The organism is Pectobacterium peruviense (genome assembly GCF_003312355.2).
GTDB classification, from domain to species: Bacteria; Pseudomonadota; Gammaproteobacteria; order Enterobacterales; family Enterobacteriaceae; genus Pectobacterium; species Pectobacterium peruviense.
In genome coordinates this window covers 140,544-157,338 of the sequence record NZ_CP161826.1, presented here as the reverse complement: position 1 = coordinate 157,338, position 16,795 = coordinate 140,544, and the positions used below count along the sequence as shown (strand labels likewise).

Below are 16,795 nucleotides of genomic sequence, written 5' to 3'. Positions count from 1 at the left end.
CTCATGCCGAAAACAGGCAAGACCGTGTTGAATGAAGGATACTAACCATGAAAGGAGTAACGCTGCTGGCTGGCGTACTGACCGCGTTAATGAGCAGTCAGGCATTCAGTTCCAGCGATGGAGTTTGCGGCTTTTCCGACTCGGAATGTGGCGTATCCGCCCTGCCCTATTTGCAGCCAGGCAATGATACACGCGCTAACCTGATGCTGCTGCAAAGCCGCCTTCATAACATGTCGCTTCCGTTACCCCATCCGTTGCCCGATCAAACGCGTTCACGTATCGATCCTTTCACTGCCTACCGGGTCATGGGGATTGCGGCGACGGAAACACCTCAGACGTCAGAGTCAGGAGAGGATGTCACGGCTGATGCTCCTTATCTCTCGACGCTCAACAAAGCGAAGCAACTGAACCTTCCCTTGTCCGTTCAGGGTACGCTCTCCACGTTTTCGCCTGACGACAACGAAGGACGACATATTTCCAATGCACTCTCCACGCTGGAAGCGTTTTTTGACGTCCTGTTGGCAGACAAACAGCTCACCGAGGAACAGCGCACGTTGCTGGCACATCAGCGGGTAAATCTCCTCAATGCGCAGTATACCAAAGAGGCACTGGGTGAGGGTCTTGCAAGTCTGCCAGACGAAGGACACGTCGGCGCATTCAATCAGTATCTGTTCGCGATTCTAGCGTTTTATCAGGGTCACTTTGATGAGGCAGAAAGCGACTTTCAGGCGTTAACGTCTTCACCACAGCCGTGGGTTGCGGAAACCTCGCGCTATATGTTGATTCGCGTGGCAATCAATAAAGCCATGGAAAATGCGTTAGATGAATACAACATGTTCGATGCCAGCAAAGCCGATAAAACCGCTGCACAGCTGGCTATTCAGCATATTGGCGACTATCTGAAACAGTATCCAGACGGGCAATACATCGAATCCGCCAACGGGTTATACCGCCGCGCTTACTGGATAATCGACGATGTGAATGCCTTAGCAAAAACATACCAACACGAGTTGAATAACACCTCCGACATCGAAACTCTCCTTGAATTGAGTGACGAGATCGACAACAAGCTGCTGGAAAACAGGCAGTTCACCAGCGCCCCGGGCAGCGCGCCGTTGACGATGGTGCAAGATCTCAAGCGCTTGCGTTCCGATGAGGGATGGATGGCATTGCCCGCGTTATCCACCGATGAGCTGGCCGCGCAGAAACCGCTGTTTGAGCAAGACAATATGCAGGAAGCATTCAGCTACCTTCAGGCAGCACAGCTGTTTTATGGTCAAAAAGATTACGCTGCCGTGGTTAACAGCGTTCCCGCGACACAGGCGGGCGATCTCACAGATACCGTGCGTTTTAGCCTGCAAGTATTACGTGGTCGGGCGCTGGTGCGTCTGGAGCGTTGGGACGAGGCTGAAGCGCATTGGCGTCAGCTGTTAACGCGTAATATGGGATATAGCCAAAACCAGTTCCTACAGCTGGCACTCGCGGAAACGCTGGTCAAAGCGGGACACCCAGAGCGCGTATTTACCGCTGACAGTCCGGTGAAGAATCTGCGTTTTCGTTCTGCGGTGCTGAAAATCAGCGCCAACGCCGATCTGCTCCGTCAGCAAACGGGCTCACAGCAAACCCATGAAGAACGGGCTATCGCGCTACATACGCTGTTAACCAAATCCCTAACCCACGGTGATTACGCCAGCTATCTCAACGATGTTCAGTTAAGAAAAGACATCGCGCCGCTGGTTAGCAGCGAAAACCAGAGTTGGAATCAGGAAGATTTGACGGCATTTGACTGGGACGGCAGCGACACAGAGGAAGGCTACCAATGTCCGGCACTGGATAATGTGGTCACGACGCTGAACCAACGCCCCAATGATGCCCGTGCGATTAACTGCCTCGGCGAGTTTTTCCTGCGCACCAATAACAGCGTGGGCTTCGACTGGGGCGAAAGCAATATGCTGAGCGGGCTCACCAATGCGCCCGCCCAGTTTGCTGACACCGAATATAATCGTCTGGATGGTTATGTGCGGGTGATCGCCGATCCAAAAGCGCCGCCGGAAGACAAAACCTATGCCCTGTACCGCGCGGTCTACTGCTATGCACCAAGCGGCTATAACGACTGTGGCCCACAGGAAATCAGTAAGGCAACTCGCAAAGCCTGGTTTACCCAATTGAAAACCAAGTACAAAGGCAGCGAGTGGGCAGAAAAGCTCGATTATTACTGGTAACGCCGTTAATTGTGCTGGCCTGCCTGCTTTCGTTCTGTACTCAGGCCACTTCCGTTAACGCTGAGCCTTCAACCGTCAACGCTGCGCATCCCATCGTCGACGCGACACGCTATCAGGATTTCTGGTTGTGGGCAGCCGTGCGACCACAGCCGATTCTGCATCAGGCACAGACGCTGTATCTGCATCAGGGAGAAATCGCCCGCCGTCAGGGCAAGGTCGTTTTTCTGCGTCAGGGTATCCCACCCAGCCAGCTGCGCGTTAACCGCATCTGGCTGGCTTTCCGGATGACCACGCTGGAACTTTCCGATCGTCACCTGAACCGGATGCTAAAGTTACGGGAAAAGTGGCAGCGCCACGGTAATCAGGTTGTCGGGATTCAGATCGATTTTGACGCGAAAAGCTATCAATTAGCTGGCTACGTCGCGTTTCTGACGCAGTTGCGCGAGCGTTTACCCGAAGAGTGTCAGCTCAGCATTACAGGGTTGCTCGATTGGTCGAAAACCGGAGATGTCTCCACACTGAACCGCTTGCAGGGCAAACTGGATGAAGTGGTGGTGCAGACCTATCAGGGGCGCAACACCATTACCAACTACGCCGAATACTTACCCGCCCTGATGAAGCTAACGCTCCCTTTCCGGATAGGGCTGGTGCAAAACGGCAAATGGGAAAAGCAGTGGCAGCAGCGCCTTGCCACTTCACCGTATTATCGTGGGGAAGTGGTGTTTTTAGTAAATCAGCCGTCGAAGGCATCGCCATCACGCAGCCGTCTAGCTGAGTGACGATATGTAGCTACCGATCACGACAGATAACTACTGGCAACTGCCGAAGCCATTTTGCCGCCAGGCTTCATAGCTGATGATCGCCACCGCATTGGACAGATTCAGGCTGCGGCTGTCGGACTGCATGGGAATGCGGATACGGAAATCTGACTCGAAGCCGTTGCGAATCTCGTCTGGCAGGCCGGACGTTTCCGATCCAAACAGCAACACATCGCCCGGCTGGTAGGTCGGCTGATCGTAGGGGCGGCTGCCTTTGGTGGTACAGGCGAAAATACGTTTTCCGGGAACCGCAGCCAGAAAATCCTGATAGTTTTTATGACGACTGACGTTCGCCAGATCGTGGTAATCCAGCCCTGCGCGGCGCAGTTTCTTCTCTTCAAAATCAAACCCCAGCGGTTCAATCAAATGAAGCGTACAGCCGTTGTTGGCAACCAGTCGGATAATATTGCCGGTGTTCGGTGCAATTTGAGGCTCATAGAGCGCGATATGGAACATGAGATAGCGTCAACCACGAAGAAAAATTCCGCCGCAGTATAACGCATTCCCAGCACGTGCCCAAAAGCAAGGCGCACAGGAATGCGGATGATTCTGCACTCATGTCGATCGTTTAAGAACCAAGATACACGGATCGACCACGTGGCGAGGTATCCCTGCGGGAACCTCATCCCCGTGTTTCTCCTAAAAATGAGCTTAAATAATCAGCATCAGCTTACTTCGCACGACGTTTTCATTCGCAGCGATTACACTTAAGGAAACACGTCAGGGTAATGTACTGATGAAAACACGATGCAGGCATACAGCCTGTGTGGAGGTTTAATGAAACACCCTAAGACATTATTAGCCTGTGCCGCACTGTTCTGCCTGCCGCTTCTGGCGAGCGCCAACGCAACGCAAGCGCCTACGCCTCAGCAGCAGTTTGAAAGCGGCATCAGCAGTCAGAAACAGTTGCAGCAGAATATGCAGCAGAGCCAGAAGTTGCAGCAACAACAGTTGAATCAGCAGCTCCAGCAGCGTAATCAGCAGTTGCAGCAACAACGCCAACAGCAGTTACAGCAGGATTTACAGCGGTCGCAGAGAACCACGCCGCCACCGCCGATTAAGCCGAATCCTTGATACCACAGTGGCGGCCTATAACCGCACACCCATCAGCGTCAGAATCAACGGCGTGGTTAATGCCGCCATCGCCGTTGATAGCAATAGGCTTGATGCCACCGGGCCGCCCAGCACATTAAACTGGCGTGACATCAGGTAGACGTTGACGCCCACCGCCATCGACCCCAGCAGCACGACCGCACGCGTCTCCATTTCCGGCAGGCCGAGTGCAACCGCAATCCCCCAGATCACCAGCGGCTGGACCAGCAGTTTGATGGTGCAAATCGCGGTGCTGATCTGCCAACCATCACGCACGCGGTATTCTGCCAGCCCCATTCCCAGCGCCACCAGCGACAGCGGTGCGGCAATCTGCCCCAGCATGGCAAGCGGCTGGTCAACATACGACGGCAGCGGTAGACCCGTCAGGCTGAATACCGTACCGGACAGAATGCCGATAATCAGCGGGTTCTTCAGCACACCCAGCGCGGTTTTGGTAAAGCCCTGTAGCGACAGCGCGCCGTTACGCGCCCATTCCACTGACACCGTTACCAGCGTCCACAGAATAAGCCCATTAAACACCACGACCAGCGCGACGGACGGGATCGCCTCTTCACCTAGCATCAGCGTGGCAATCGGCAGCCCCAGCATTACGTTGTTGGAGAAGATGCCGCTCAGCGCGAAAAGCGAGCCGGAGACACCGTCGAGATGAAAGACTTTACGCGCCACAATGCGACCGAGGACAAACACCAGCAAGCAGCCGCCGAAAAAGGCGATCAGCAGCCGGGCATCCACCACCGGGCGTTTGGAGAAATCCGACATCAGGCGGAACAGCATCGCGGGCATTGCCACAGAGAAGACAAAGCGCGTCATGCCGTCGGTGACGGTGGTCGGCCATTTACCGTAGCGAATCAGGCTATAGCCGAGTGCAATGAGAACAAAAAGGGGTAACGACAGAAAAATCTGGTGCCAAAGCGAAACAATAAATGCGGGCATGAAGCCACTTCCTTATTACCGGCACCGAGTCAGAAAGAAGGTCCGCCGCAATAAAGATTAAAGATAATGCGGGGTATACCCTAAATAATTCGAGTTGCGTGACAAAACGTTAGCGTTTTGAACAACGTTATGCGTTGGCCCGCTAGGGCAAGGCTCATTTATGGCCTTGTAATGCGGCAATCGCGTGAATCCCCAGGAGCTTACTCAGGTAAGTGACTGGGGTGAGCAAGAGAAGACAACGCACAAGCAGCTTGAAGTATGACGGGTATAAAGGCAGACCTCAGCCGGTCGCGAAGTGTGCCCCGATTAAATCTATCCGGTCAGTACAGATGCAGTCAACGCCCCAATCCAGCAAAGTTTGCGCGCGATCAGGTTGGTTAACGGTATAAACCAGAATGCGCAAACCTGCGGCTTTCAGCGCCGCAACACGTTCTGCCGTCAGCAGTTTGTGATTCAGGTGGATGGACACACAGCCTAGACGCTGCGTTAACGCCAACCAGTCCTCTTCCCATTCATCCAACAACAGCCCACGCGGCAGTTCCGGTGCTGCCTGCTGTGCCGCTTCCAGGGCGTCGATAGAGAACGAGGACAGCAGCGGCGCGGCGGGATGGTCGGCCCATAGCTGACGTGCTGCCAGCGCAATCACGCGCCCAGTTTCAGTTTCATATCCAGTGGTGGGTTTAATCTCAATATTGGCCGCCATGCCGTACTGCACACAGCGTTTTGCCACTTCCGATAGCAGCGGCAGGCGTTCTCCGACAAATTTGTGACCGTACCAGCCGCCGACATCCAGCCCGACCAGTTTGTCCCACGACAACGCTCCCGCGATACCCCAGCCGTTGCTGGTACGCTCAAGTGTGTCATCGTGTAAGAGGAAAATCTGGCCGTCTTGCGACAGCTTGGCGTCAAACTCGATCATCTTGTGACCGAGGCTGGCACCGACATCAATCGCCGCCAGCGTGTTTTCTGGAGCCAGTGAACCGCCGCCGCGATGAGCGACAATGGCTGGGTAAGGCCAGATTGTTTCCATTATTCCATCCGTAATCCGCTTTGCGAATCAAACAGGTGCCATGATGACGTCGGCAAATGCAGCCAAAGCGTCGAGCCGATGGCGGGACAGTGCTCATAAGAGAGCCGCACAATCACGTTTTGCCCGCCCCACTTGCCGTGCGCTAAATTGTCCGCGCCCAGCAGTTCGAGTGTTGAGATCTGCAACGGGATACCACCGGTTTCACGCGTTGCCAGTTGAATATGCTCCGGCCGAACCCCCAGCGTCAATGCTTTACCGCGCCATTGCGGCTTCGGTTCAGGCAGCGCCAGCGCGATGTCTTCACCGATTTCAAAGCGGCAACCGTCATCGCTAATGCGTCCTGCCCACAAGTTCATCGCCGGTGAACCAATAAAGCTGGCGACGAACAGCGATGCTGGACGGCGGTAAATATCAGCCGGTGCGCCGATTTGTTCAGCGATACCTTTATTCATCACGATGACGCGCTGCGCCAGCGTCATAGCTTCGACCTGATCGTGCGTGACGTACAGGCTGGTGGTTTTCAGGCGTTGGTGCAGTTGCTGCAATTCCAACCGCATCTGTACGCGCAGTTTGGCATCCAGATTCGATAGCGGCTCATCAAACAGGAACACCGCGGGTTCACGCACAATCGCCCGTCCCATCGCCACGCGCTGACGCTGACCGCCCGATAGCTCACGCGGTTTACGTTGCAGCAGCGGCATTAGTTCCAGAATACGTGCCGCTTCTTCCACACGCTCACGAATCTGCGTCTTGCCGAAACCACGAATTTTCAGTCCGTAAGCCATATTGTCGAACACGTTCATGTGCGGATAAAGCGCGTAGTTCTGGAACACCATCGCAATTCCGCGATCTTTCGGTTCCAGATCGGTGACTCGTTGGTTATCAATGTAGATATCGCCGCTGGTGGTGCGTTCGAGGCCTGCCACCATGCGTAACAGCGTCGATTTTCCGCAGCCCGACGGTCCCACCATCACGACGAATTCGCCATCCGCAACGTCCAGATCGATAGGTTGGATAATCTGTGTTTTGCCATCGTAAGACTTGGTGACGGCCTGAAGTTTTAAACATGCCATAAGCGTTTCCGAAATTCGTCTCGATAAATCGCTGCTAAACCTGACGAGCGGTGCGGTGGTAATGGGTAGATCGTAAAGACGCTGTGAATACATCCCTGTACGCTCGGATTGCGCGGATATGAATCTCATCCCTGAGATTCCCCCTTTCAGGGCCGTCGCAAGCGACGTTCAAAAACGTTCCTGACGTTTTTGTCCATGGCGCAAACGCTTTACTCTTCTATCCCATTATCACCGTTCTCATTCTATGAAGAGGTTTACCAACGGTATGACCTATTTATTTTTCGCTGTCGACCAGACCGCGAACGAACCAGCGCTGCATCAGTAGCACCACCAGCAGCGGCGGCAGCATAGTTAGCAGCATCGCGGCCATCACCTGATTCCACTGAGTCGCACCATCACCGGAGGCAATCATGCTTTTAATCCCCGCAACCGCAGTGCCCAGATTGGCATCGCTGACGATCAGCAGCGGCCACAGATACTGGTTCCAGCCGTAGATGAACGTGATCACGAACAGCGCCGCCAGATTGGTCTTCGACAGCGGTAACACCATGTCGAAGAAGAAACGCATCGGGCTCGCGCCATCGATACGTGCCGCTTCCATCAGTTCATCCGGCAGCGTCATAAAGAACTGGCGGAACAGGAAAGTTGCAGTCGCCGACGCCATCAGCGGCAGCGTTAAACCCGTGTAGCTGTCCATCATGTCCAGCCGCGCGATCACTTCCACTGTTGGGAAAATACGTACTTCCACCGGCAACATCAGCGTCAGGAAAATCATCCAGAAGAACAGGTTACGCAGCGGAAAACGAAAATAAACGATGGCGTAAGCGGATAGGATCGATACGGTAATTTTGCCTACCGTGATCGCCAGTGCCATGACGAAGCTATTGAGCAGCATCAGCCCGAACGGTGTGGTGTTGTTGCCTGCACCGTGCAGCCAGATATAACGCAGGTTTTCCCACAGGTGTGAACCGGGGATGAGCGTCATCGGAGCCTGAAAGACTTCCTGATTATCCAGCGTGGCGGCCACAAACCCCACGTACAGGGGGAACAATACGGCGAGGATGCCGACGATCAGCATGACGTGGCTGAAAATATCTAACCCGCGACGATTCTCAATCATTGCCGTTGACCTTCATAGATTCACCTTCATTGATAATTCACCTTCCGCTCCACAAAACGGAACTGAATAACGGTCAACCCGATCACCAGCAGCATCAAGATCACCGACTGCGCCGCCGAACTGGACAGATCCAGCCCTGCAAAGCCTTCGCGATAAATCTTGTAGATCAGCGTAGTTGTCGACTGCACCGGCCCGCCTGCCGTCGCGGCATCGATAATTGGGAAGGTATCGAAAAAGGCATACACCAGATTGACGACTAGCAGGAAGAAGCTCACCGGCGAGATCATCGGCAGCACCAGATTGAAGAACCGTCGCACCGGCCCTGCACCATCAATCGCACCCGCTTCCACCAGCGAACGGGGGATCGATTGCAGCGCAGCGAGGAAGAACAGGAAGTTATAGCTAATCTGTTTCCACACCGATGCCAGTACGACTAAAAACATCGCCTGTCCGCTGTTCTGCGCGTGATTCCACGTATAACCAAGCAGCCCGAGGAAGTGGGTAATCAACCCGAGTCCAGGGTTAAACAGAAACATCCACAGCACGGCGGCGACAGCGGGTGCCACGGCATAAGGCAGAATAATCAAGGTCTGATACAGACGGCTGGCACGGATCACATAGTCCACCAGCGCGGCCAGAAAGAGTGAAATCAGCATGCCAAACCCAGCTACCAGAAAGCTGAATATCAGCGTGGTGTAAAACGAATCGAGGTAGTAGGGGTTATTGAACAGCTGCCGGAAGTTTTCCATGCCGACGAATTCGCTGGATAGCCCAAACGGATCCAGATTCTGCACCGAATACCACAGCGCCTGACCGGCAGGCCAGATAAAGAAAATCACGGTAATCAGCAGTTGAGGCAACACCAGCACGTAGGGCAACCAGCTGCTGCGAAAAACGGGGCGGGATGATGTCATGCGGTAACTCATTGCAAACAGAAAAGAAACAGGCCGATTCCTTTCGGCCCGGTATGACTCAACAGCAGCGTATTACTTCGTTGACTGCTCGAAGCGACGCAGCAGCGCGTTACCGCGTTCTACCGCGCTATCCAACGCCTGTTGTGGCGTCTTCTTGCCTGTCCATACGCTTTCTAACTCTTCATCCACGACGGTACGGATTTGCGGCATATTGCCCAAACGCATACCTTTGGTGAACGGCAACGGTGGTTTGTTCAGCATCTGACGCGTAGCGATATCCGCACCTGGGTTTTTCTCATAGAAGCCCTGCTTCTGCGTCAGCTCATACGCCGCAGTGGTGATCGGCAGGTAACCCGTTTTCTGGTGCCATTCAGCAGCATTTTCTGGTTTCGCCAGGAATTGCATAAACTCAGCAACACCTTTGTAGGTCGCAGCATCTTTACCGCCCATCACCCACAGACTGGCTCCGCCGATAATGGCGTTCTGTGGCGCGCCTTTCGCATCGGCGTCATACGGCATCATACCGACACCATAGTTGAACTTGGCATGCTCCCGAATGTTCGCCAGCGAGCCAGAAGATGCGGTCGTCATCGCACATTCGCCGTTATAGAACTTCTCGGTCGGCTCATCCTTACGCCCGAAGTAGGTGAAATCACCCTTCTTGTTCATGTCCTGCAACAGCTGGATATGCTTGACCTGCGTAGGTTTATTGAATTCCAGCACCGCATCGGTGCCGTCAAAACCGTTATTCTTGGTCGCCACAGGCAGACCGTTCCAGGCGCTGAAGTTTTCAATCTGAATCCAGCCCTGCCAGCCGCTAGCGTAGCCACACTTCATACCAGCAGCACGCAATTTGGCGGTGTAGTCAGCCATCTGCTGCCAGGTTTTCGGCGGCTGTTCTGGATCTAAACCAGCTTTCTTGAAGGCATCTTTGTTGTAGTACAGCACGGGGGTCGAGCTGTTAAACGGCTGCGACAGCAGGTGACCACTCTTCGCATCGGTGTAATAACCGGAGACAGTCGGTACAAACACCGACTCATCGAAATTAATGCCAGCGTCTTTGAAGACTTCATAGACTGGCTTGATGGCTTTACTTGCCATCATAGTGGCAGTACCGACTTCATAGACCTGCAAGATAGCGGGCGCATTTCCAGCGCGATAGGCCGCAATCCCGGCAGCCAGATTCTGTTCGTAGTTGCCTTTATAGACCGGTACAATTTTTACATCGGTGTGTTCTTTATTAAAACGGTCAGCCAGAGAATTTACTTCTTTCCCTAACTCGCCTTCCATGGAATGCCAGAAAGGAATGTCTGTCGCGGCCTGCGCACCGGCGCTCATCAGCGCGAATGCCACACACGCCGCTGCGGTGCGAATAGCATGTGTTTTACGAATTGTGTTGTTGAACATGCCTGTCTCCTGCAATCAATTAAGTTCGCCATCATCACGGCGTTTTTTATGCGAAGGTAAACATGACACGGGCGCATGACAGAAAAATAACTGGAAGATGACGGGAAAATGACAAGGAAAGGGGAGAAAGTTCTAAATTTTAATTGGATAGAGTAGTGTCAGGGGCTGCACTGGCGAGGGATCAAAGGCGAATTTAAGGTAGAAATTGCGCACGTTCTCATCCAGAGCGTGAACAACTAATGCTCTCACTCCCACTTGCAAAGCAATATTCTCTGTCCGAAATATTGCGTCTTTTAATAAAGCCACACCCAAACCTTTACCAGAATACGCTTGATCAATGGCAAGTCGCCCAAGGACAATGACCGGTAGTGATTCGGGGGCATTACGCCTATATGCACCAGGCGCTGTATTTCTCTGAACGCTACCTGTTGATAAACAATAATATCCAATCACCTGATGGGTGCCTTCAGCGCAAATGACATATACACGAGAAATCCCTGCACTATGATTTTTTAGCGCTTTCTTTTTTAGCCATTCATTCAAGCTCGGTTCTTGGCTGCAAAATTCAGCAAGGTTATGGCTGGAAGATAATGGCTCTGGTGCAGTTATTCCCATGGCGATTTACGGCTCATCAGATCGTTAATGCGAGCCTGACGCTCTGCGGTGATAGGCGCATCCAACTCGGCCAAAAATTCGTCAAACTGTTCGTTATCCAAAATAAACAAACGTTGATCCAACAAAATGTCCTGCGCCTCGCGGCAGGCTGCTTCAAGCATAAAATCGGTACGTGATTTTGACACAAGGTTTGCAGCCATATCGATCAAGTCCCGCTGGGAGGCTTTGGCTCGAATATTGATTGGCGCTTCTTTGGTTTCAGGTTTCATCATCATGCCTGTGTAGTGAATATCTATACAACTATACATGATGTGTACAAAAATGCTACACACCGGAACATCACCATACATTCAAACGCGCTTGCTGCTTTATTCAGGGCTATTTTCGTATGACATCAACGATAACGGTTTTCGGATCGTTGATGATTCCTATATGTACCGTTTTATCTGAATCCGTAGACTTCCAATACTCACCCGTCGTGTCTGTATAACTCAGGGTAAAACCAAGCGACTTCAAATAAGCGCGTATATTTGTCGCATCATTGGTATTTTGAAACGTAATATTGCTGACTTCCAACGCAGGGCCATCGACCGTTGCATAGCCAAAATCATAGACAGAAGAAATACGCGGGCAATTTTTAATGATCTCGTCCGTCAGCATTTCATATCGTCGGGTGTCCTGTTCCGTGTAGCGAGAACTCCCCTCCGTCAGAATAACCATGGCAGGCCAATAATAGATAATCGGCAAGGCAATTAGGATCGATACGGCGAGTAATATAATTATCTTTTTTTTCATTTTATTCAAAGAAATGCGTTATGATTTCAGTACCATCGTAGGATGCAATACCTACGTTTCCTGACTTAAAATCATTATAGGGTTGTATTGTTTGCATAAAAGAGGGGAGATACCCCAATCGAGGTTGAGCATGCGGCATCTTCTCAGGGTCTGGAAATAAAATAGGGCGGAATCCTATATTTTTGAAATTTCCGATAGGGCCATAAAAATCCCATCGTTTTAATGCTTCTTCTTTACTCACTGGCCGTAATAAATAAAAAGGGTTAGGAGTAGAAACCACTCGGTAAAAACCTAATAAATCTGAAACAAGATCTTCCCCACTAAATCCGCTATCTGTAACTAAATTGAATGGAAAAGAGGCCTGCATAGATTCAAACCGTTTCGCAACGGTGAGCATCATAGCAAGAGCAATGCGATGTCTTTCTTGAAGAGACCTTCCTTTTTTATCCGCCATTTAATAAACCGGTTGATAGTGACACTTCTTCTGAGCCCAATCATGCCTTGTTTATAGGTCACATCGTAGTATGGCATTCCGTCTTCAGTATTCTCTCCGACATACATTTGTTGAATAATATCCTTAATGTCGTCCCCTTTCGCATGGCCTAAATCAATCCAACCTAGCACCTCGGTATAAATCAACCCATATGTCACACCAGAGGCTTGTCGGCCATCAATAATTTCACTACGCACGCTCATTATTTACATTCCTTTGTTTTTCATGAGTTTATTTAATTAACGACATCACGATAATACGTTTATTTCCACATTGGACTCAAGACGATAGTTAGGCCGTCCCAATTTGGCTATCCTCCTCACCCCGCAACCAACACCTCCACCCCCATTTTACCTAGCGCCTCTTTGGCGGCGGCGGGCAGGCCGTCGTCGGTGATGATGCTGTCGAAGACGTTGAGCGGCGTGGCGAGATGGGTGGCGATGCGGCCATATTTTGAGGTATCGCACAGCAGGACGCGTTTTCTGCTGGCTTCTACTGCCGCACGTTTCACGACCACTTTGTCTTCGTTCGGCGTGGACAGCCCGCGCAGGCTCCATGAGGATGCAGAAATAAAGGCGATGTCGATAAACAGGTTGCGCAGCGCCTGCGCCACCGCTTCACCGATGCAGGATTGATTTTCCCGACACAGCGTGCCGCCCGTGTGGATCATACGGCACTGACTGGACTCAATCAGAAAAGCGGCAATCGCAAAATCGTTGGTGACAATCAGGAGATCGTCACGCTCGGCCAGTTCGCGCGCCAGCGATAGCGTGGTGGTACCTGCATCCAGATAAATGCAGCTATTCAACGGGATATGTTGCGCGGCCAGTTTCCCCATCGCCGCTTTTTGCTGGCTGAACATCCCGGACTTATCCTGATGCGATGGCTCAATCGCCAGCCGTTCGGGCGAACGCACGCCACCGGAGACGCTAAGCAGCAGGCCGTCTTGCTCCAGTTTTTGCACATCGCGCCGCACCGTCATGTGCGACACACCCAGCCGCTCAGTCAGCTCGTTAATGCTTACCGCGCCGCGTTCGGCGATCAGCGCCAGAATCTGTTGATGACGTTCTACTGGTATCACGCTGTCCGTTCCCTGTTTGATAATGCTGGTCTGATAAAGTCAGTTTGGTAAAGATTGTGAGAAACACTCCGTTTAATGACGATAATTACCATAAATTCACGCCACAAACCACGCCAGACATGACCGCTTTCATCATCCCCCAGCTCTGAAATAGACATAATCATCTGATAAATAAAAATAATCATGAAAATCACGCAGCAAACGGTGTTCAACTACACTGAATCATCACGACACCAATGTTAATTAATGTGATAAAAATCACCACAATTTGTTCTGACAGTCCTTATATTTAACACCAGAGAACAAAAAATCACTAATTTTAACAAGGCAACCACGATGAAAAAGACTTCTGATTATGCTGTCGCCGTTATCGGTCTGGGTTCCATGGGCTTTGGCGCTGCGGCGTCCTGCATCAACGCTGGCCTGACGACATACGGCGTCGATATCAATCCGCAGGCACTCGAAAGGTTACGTCAGGCGGGTGCAGCGCAGACTGACACGCGCATTGATGCTTTCGCTGACAAGCTGGATGCCGTGGTACTGCTGGTGGTGAACGCTGCACAGGTGAACGGGATTCTGTTCGGTGAGCCGCAGGTCGCAGCTAAGCTCAAGCCCGGCACCGTGGTCATGGTGTCTTCAACGATCTCCGCGCAGGATGCCAAAAATATCGAGCAACGCCTGGCCGAACATCAGCTCATCATGCTGGATGCACCGGTATCCGGCGGTGCGGTGAAAGCCGCCGCAGGCGATATGACGGTGATGGCATCCGGTTCCGATCTGGCGTTTGAGAAGCTGAAACCGGTACTCGATGCGGTCGCGGGCAAGGTCTATCGCATCGGTGAAGAGATCGGGCTGGGTGCAACGGTTAAAATTATCCACCAGTTGTTGGCAGGCGTACACATCGCCGCGGGTGCAGAAGCGATGGCGCTGGCCGCTCGCGCCGATATCCCGCTGGATATCATGTACGACGTAGTGACCAACGCTGCCGGGAATTCCTGGATGTTTGAAAACCGTATGCGCCACGTTGTCGATGGCGATTACACGCCGAAATCGGCCGTTGATATTTTCGTCAAAGATCTGGGACTGGTCACCGATACCGCCAAATCACTCCATTTCCCGCTGCCGTTGGCCTCTACCGCGTTCAACATGTTCACCGCCGCCAGCAACGCTGGGTTCGGCAAAGAAGACGACAGTGCAGTCATCAAAATTTTCAACGGTATTACGCTGCCGGAAAAGAAGGAGGCACCATGATCAAGCTAGGTGTGATTGCCGACGATTTTACCGGTGCTACGGATATCGCCAGCTTTCTGGTCAACAACGGGCTGCCGACCGTACAGCTCAACGGCGTGCCGCCGTCAGACTTTAAGGTCGACACACAGGCCGTCGTCATTAGCCTGAAATCACGTTCATGCTCAGCGGAACAGGCCGTGGCGGATTCACTTAACGCACTGGCGTGGCTGCAACAACAGGGCTGCCAGCAGTTCTACTTTAAATATTGTTCCACCTTCGACAGCACTGCGAAAGGCAATATCGGCCCGGTGACCGATGTGCTGTTAGAGCAGCTTGGCGAAACGCAAACTATCATCTCTCCGGCGCTGCCGGTGAATGGCAGAACCGTCTATCAGGGCCACCTGTTCGTGATGGATCAACTGCTGTCCGAGTCAGGAATGCGCCACCATCCAGTTACGCCGATGACTGACAGCAACCTGATGCGCGTCATGGAACAGCAAGCAGCCGGACGCTGCGGGCTGGTGCCATATGCCGTGATGGATCAGGGTGCAGACGCCGTCAAACAGCGGCTGGCACAGTTGAAAGAACAGGGTATCCGCTATGTGGTGCTGGATACGCTGAACGAACAACACCTGCTAACACAGGGTGAAGCACTGCACGACATGAAACTGGTCACTGGCGGTTCCGGCCTAGCAATTGGTCTGGCGCGCCAACTGGCAGACTCAACAAAACAAACCGGTTCCGCAACCGAGGCAGGTAAGCCGCAGCCCGGCGCAGGCGTTGTGCTATCCGGTTCCTGCTCAGTGATGACCAACAAGCAGGTCGCTCACTATCTGAAACAGGCGGCGGGTCGTGCCATTGATGTCGCCCGCTGCTTAGAAAGCGATGACGCTCAGCAAACCTATGTGCAGGAACTCGTCGACTGGGTGAAAGCACACCGTGACAACGCACTCGCGCCGCTGCTGTACGCCACCTCTTCACCCGATGAACTGGCGCAGATTCAACAGCGCTGGGGGGCAGAAGCCAGTAGCCAGGCGGTAGAAAAACTGTTTGCTGCCGTCGCCCACCAACTTCAGCAAGACGGCTTCCAGCGCTTCATCATCGCGGGCGGTGAAACCTCCAGCATCGTGGTGCAAACGCTGGGCATTCACGCGTTCCATATCGGGCCGTCCATTTCCCCCGGCGTGCCGTGGGTGCGTTCCACCAACCATCCGCTCTCGCTGGCGTTGAAATCCGGTAACTTCGGCGATGAAGACTTTTTTGCCCGCGCCCAAAAGGAGTTTGCCGCATGAGTGAAAATCACAACGGTACAGAAGCGGCACTGAGCAGCGAGCAGCGAGCACGCGCGGAAATGGTCAAGCTGGGCGCATCCTTTTTCCAACGCGGTTACGCCACCGGTTCTGCTGGCAATCTCTCCCGTCTGCTGGATGACGGTACATTGCTGGCAACGCCGACCGGATCCTGCCTCGGCGAACTGGATGCCGAGCGGCTGTCCAAAGTCAGCCTGAACGGTGAGTGGATCTCCGGGGATAAACCGTCGAAAGAGGTCAGCTTTCACCTGTCGATTTACCGTAACGATCCCGAATGCAAAGCGATCGTTCACCTGCACAGCACTTACCTGACGGCGCTCTCGTGTCTGGAAGGGTTGGATACGCAGGATGCCATCAAGCCGTTCACACCCTATGTGGTGATGCGCGTCGGTAAAGTACCCGTCGTGCCTTATTACCGCCCCGGCGATGCGCGGCTCGGTGAAGATCTGGCGAAGCTAGCCTCGCGTTATAAAGCCTTCTTGCTGGCTAACCACGGCCCAGTTGTCACCGGCAAGGATCTGCGTGCGGCGGCGGACAACATGGAAGAGCTGGAAGAAACTGCCAAGCTGATTTTTATTCTCGGTGACCGAAAAATTCGCTATCTCACCGCTGACGATATTGCTGAACTCTCTTGATAGGCC

Annotated in this window: 18 protein-coding genes and 1 pseudogene; 6 read left to right on the top strand and 13 right to left on the bottom strand. The window is 52.9% G+C overall.

All coding sequences use genetic code 11. The features are described from left to right. Positions 1-47 precede the first annotated feature (47 nt). Positions 48-2,222: a hypothetical protein gene (locus DUT67_RS00670; RefSeq protein WP_113632520.1), complete on the top strand. Its 2,175-nt coding sequence runs from the start codon at positions 48-50 to the stop codon at positions 2,220-2,222. Beyond that, a complete protein-coding gene (locus DUT67_RS00665; protein WP_113632521.1) occupies positions 2,192-3,001 on the top strand; it encodes a DUF3142 domain-containing protein in 810 nt (269 codons plus the stop codon). The genes DUT67_RS00670 and DUT67_RS00665 overlap by 31 nt, the downstream gene beginning before the upstream one ends. 30 nt (positions 3,002-3,031) lie before the next feature. Here the strand turns inward: DUT67_RS00665 and DUT67_RS00660 are convergent, their stop codons facing one another. Continuing rightward, positions 3,032-3,496, bottom strand: a complete 465-nt coding sequence (locus DUT67_RS00660) for a tRNA (cytidine(34)-2'-O)-methyltransferase (RefSeq protein ID WP_113632522.1) — start codon at positions 3,494-3,496, stop codon at positions 3,032-3,034. A gap of 321 nt (positions 3,497-3,817) precedes the next feature. Here DUT67_RS00660 and DUT67_RS00655 point away from each other — a divergent pair, with 321 nt between their 5' ends. Further along, complete coding sequence (locus DUT67_RS00655) at positions 3,818-4,114, top strand: hypothetical protein (protein ID WP_113632538.1); 297 nt, start codon at positions 3,818-3,820, stop codon at positions 4,112-4,114. 15 nt (positions 4,115-4,129) lie between these two features. Here DUT67_RS00655 and DUT67_RS00650 read toward each other — a convergent pair whose 3' ends face one another. The 12 genes and pseudogenes from DUT67_RS00650 to DUT67_RS00595 all read right to left on the bottom strand — a co-directional run bounded on the left by DUT67_RS00650 (position 4,130) and on the right by DUT67_RS00595 (position 13,799). Beyond that, positions 4,130-5,086: an AEC family transporter gene (locus tag DUT67_RS00650; RefSeq protein WP_048263120.1), complete on the bottom strand. Its 957-nt coding sequence runs from the start codon at positions 5,084-5,086 to the stop codon at positions 4,130-4,132. A 280-nt stretch (positions 5,087-5,366) separates the two neighbouring features. Continuing rightward, positions 5,367-6,116 carry a glycerophosphodiester phosphodiesterase gene (gene ugpQ / locus DUT67_RS00645; protein ID WP_113632523.1) on the bottom strand — a complete coding sequence of 250 codons (750 nt, stop codon included), beginning with the start codon at positions 6,114-6,116 and terminating at the stop codon, positions 5,367-5,369. Further along, positions 6,116-7,189 carry a sn-glycerol-3-phosphate import ATP-binding protein UgpC gene (locus tag DUT67_RS00640; protein WP_113632524.1) on the bottom strand — a complete coding sequence of 358 codons (1,074 nt, stop codon included), beginning with the start codon at positions 7,187-7,189 and terminating at the stop codon, positions 6,116-6,118. The genes ugpQ and DUT67_RS00640 overlap by 1 nt, the downstream gene beginning before the upstream one ends. 274 nt (positions 7,190-7,463) lie before the next feature. Next, positions 7,464-8,309 (bottom strand): sn-glycerol-3-phosphate ABC transporter permease UgpE, encoded by an 846-nt coding sequence (gene ugpE / locus DUT67_RS00635; protein WP_113627061.1) that lies wholly within the window; start codon positions 8,307-8,309, stop codon positions 7,464-7,466. Between the two features lie 26 nt (positions 8,310-8,335). After that, positions 8,336-9,223: a sn-glycerol-3-phosphate ABC transporter permease UgpA gene (gene ugpA, locus DUT67_RS00630; RefSeq protein ID WP_005976454.1), complete on the bottom strand. Its 888-nt coding sequence runs from the start codon at positions 9,221-9,223 to the stop codon at positions 8,336-8,338. Positions 9,224-9,295: 72 nt separating this feature from the next. Beyond that, entirely contained in the window at positions 9,296-10,630 is a 1,335-nt protein-coding gene (gene ugpB, locus DUT67_RS00625; protein WP_113627062.1) for a sn-glycerol-3-phosphate ABC transporter substrate-binding protein UgpB, read from the bottom strand. A 132-nt stretch (positions 10,631-10,762) separates the two neighbouring features. Next, positions 10,763-11,245, bottom strand: a complete 483-nt coding sequence (locus DUT67_RS00620; protein ID WP_048263129.1) for a GNAT family N-acetyltransferase — start codon at positions 11,243-11,245, stop codon at positions 10,763-10,765. Next, on the bottom strand, positions 11,236-11,514 hold the full coding sequence (locus DUT67_RS00615; RefSeq protein ID WP_039521400.1) for a DUF1778 domain-containing protein: 279 nt from the start codon (positions 11,512-11,514) through the stop codon (positions 11,236-11,238). The genes DUT67_RS00620 and DUT67_RS00615 overlap by 10 nt, the downstream gene beginning before the upstream one ends. A gap of 109 nt (positions 11,515-11,623) precedes the next feature. Beyond that, positions 11,624-12,040: a hypothetical protein gene (locus DUT67_RS00610; RefSeq protein WP_113632525.1), complete on the bottom strand. Its 417-nt coding sequence runs from the start codon at positions 12,038-12,040 to the stop codon at positions 11,624-11,626. A 1-nt stretch (position 12,041) separates the two neighbouring features. After that, a pseudogene (locus DUT67_RS00605) lies at positions 12,042-12,736 on the bottom strand (hypothetical protein). 116 nt (positions 12,737-12,852) lie between these two features. Further along, on the bottom strand, positions 12,853-13,614 hold the full coding sequence (gene ygbI / locus DUT67_RS00600) for a DNA-binding transcriptional repressor YgbI (protein ID WP_113632527.1): 762 nt from the start codon (positions 13,612-13,614) through the stop codon (positions 12,853-12,855). Further along, positions 13,611-13,799 (bottom strand): hypothetical protein, encoded by a 189-nt coding sequence (locus DUT67_RS00595; protein WP_113632528.1) that lies wholly within the window; start codon positions 13,797-13,799, stop codon positions 13,611-13,613. The genes ygbI and DUT67_RS00595 overlap by 4 nt, the downstream gene beginning before the upstream one ends. Positions 13,800-13,950: 151 nt before the next feature. Between DUT67_RS00595 and ltnD the strand changes: the two genes are divergently transcribed. Genes ltnD through otnC form a run of 3 tightly spaced genes read left to right on the top strand, consistent with a single transcriptional unit; the run spans position 13,951 to position 16,789 of the window. After that, on the top strand, positions 13,951-14,865 hold the full coding sequence (gene ltnD, locus DUT67_RS00590) for an L-threonate dehydrogenase (protein WP_113632529.1): 915 nt from the start codon (positions 13,951-13,953) through the stop codon (positions 14,863-14,865). Further along, positions 14,862-16,136, top strand: coding sequence for a 3-oxo-tetronate kinase (gene otnK / locus DUT67_RS00585; RefSeq protein ID WP_113632530.1), 1,275 nt, complete (start codon positions 14,862-14,864; stop codon positions 16,134-16,136). The genes ltnD and otnK overlap by 4 nt, the downstream gene beginning before the upstream one ends. Further along, positions 16,133-16,789: a 3-oxo-tetronate 4-phosphate decarboxylase gene (gene otnC / locus DUT67_RS00580; protein ID WP_113632531.1), complete on the top strand. Its 657-nt coding sequence runs from the start codon at positions 16,133-16,135 to the stop codon at positions 16,787-16,789. Before otnK ends, otnC begins: the two co-directional genes overlap by 4 nt. Positions 16,790-16,795 lie beyond the last annotated feature (6 nt).

What these genes read in the sequence shown, in the direction of transcription:
- DUT67_RS00670 (WP_113632520.1), top strand. Translation starts at nt 48, where the DNA reads ATGAAAGGAGTAACGCTGCTGGCTGGCGTACTGACCGCGTTAATGAGC.
- DUT67_RS00660 (WP_113632522.1), bottom strand. Translation starts at nt 3,496, where the DNA reads ATGTTCCATATCGCGCTCTATGAGCCTCAAATTGCACCGAACACCGGC.
- DUT67_RS00655 (WP_113632538.1), top strand. Translation starts at nt 3,818, where the DNA reads ATGAAACACCCTAAGACATTATTAGCCTGTGCCGCACTGTTCTGCCTG.
- DUT67_RS00650 (WP_048263120.1), bottom strand. Translation starts at nt 5,086, where the DNA reads ATGCCCGCATTTATTGTTTCGCTTTGGCACCAGATTTTTCTGTCGTTA.
- ugpQ (WP_113632523.1), bottom strand. Translation starts at nt 6,116, where the DNA reads ATGGAAACAATCTGGCCTTACCCAGCCATTGTCGCTCATCGCGGCGGC.
- DUT67_RS00640 (WP_113632524.1), bottom strand. Translation starts at nt 7,189, where the DNA reads ATGGCATGTTTAAAACTTCAGGCCGTCACCAAGTCTTACGATGGCAAA.
- ugpE (WP_113627061.1), bottom strand. Translation starts at nt 8,309, where the DNA reads ATGATTGAGAATCGTCGCGGGTTAGATATTTTCAGCCACGTCATGCTG.
- ugpA (WP_005976454.1), bottom strand. Translation starts at nt 9,223, where the DNA reads ATGACATCATCCCGCCCCGTTTTTCGCAGCAGCTGGTTGCCCTACGTG.
- ugpB (WP_113627062.1), bottom strand. Translation starts at nt 10,630, where the DNA reads ATGTTCAACAACACAATTCGTAAAACACATGCTATTCGCACCGCAGCG.
- DUT67_RS00620 (WP_048263129.1), bottom strand. Translation starts at nt 11,245, where the DNA reads ATGGGAATAACTGCACCAGAGCCATTATCTTCCAGCCATAACCTTGCT.
- DUT67_RS00615 (WP_039521400.1), bottom strand. Translation starts at nt 11,514, where the DNA reads ATGAAACCTGAAACCAAAGAAGCGCCAATCAATATTCGAGCCAAAGCC.
- DUT67_RS00610 (WP_113632525.1), bottom strand. Translation starts at nt 12,040, where the DNA reads ATGAAAAAAAAGATAATTATATTACTCGCCGTATCGATCCTAATTGCC.
- DUT67_RS00595 (WP_113632528.1), bottom strand. Translation starts at nt 13,799, where the DNA reads ATGATTATTTTTATTTATCAGATGATTATGTCTATTTCAGAGCTGGGG.
- ltnD (WP_113632529.1), top strand. Translation starts at nt 13,951, where the DNA reads ATGAAAAAGACTTCTGATTATGCTGTCGCCGTTATCGGTCTGGGTTCC.
- otnK (WP_113632530.1), top strand. Translation starts at nt 14,862, where the DNA reads ATGATCAAGCTAGGTGTGATTGCCGACGATTTTACCGGTGCTACGGAT.
- otnC (WP_113632531.1), top strand. Translation starts at nt 16,133, where the DNA reads ATGAGTGAAAATCACAACGGTACAGAAGCGGCACTGAGCAGCGAGCAG.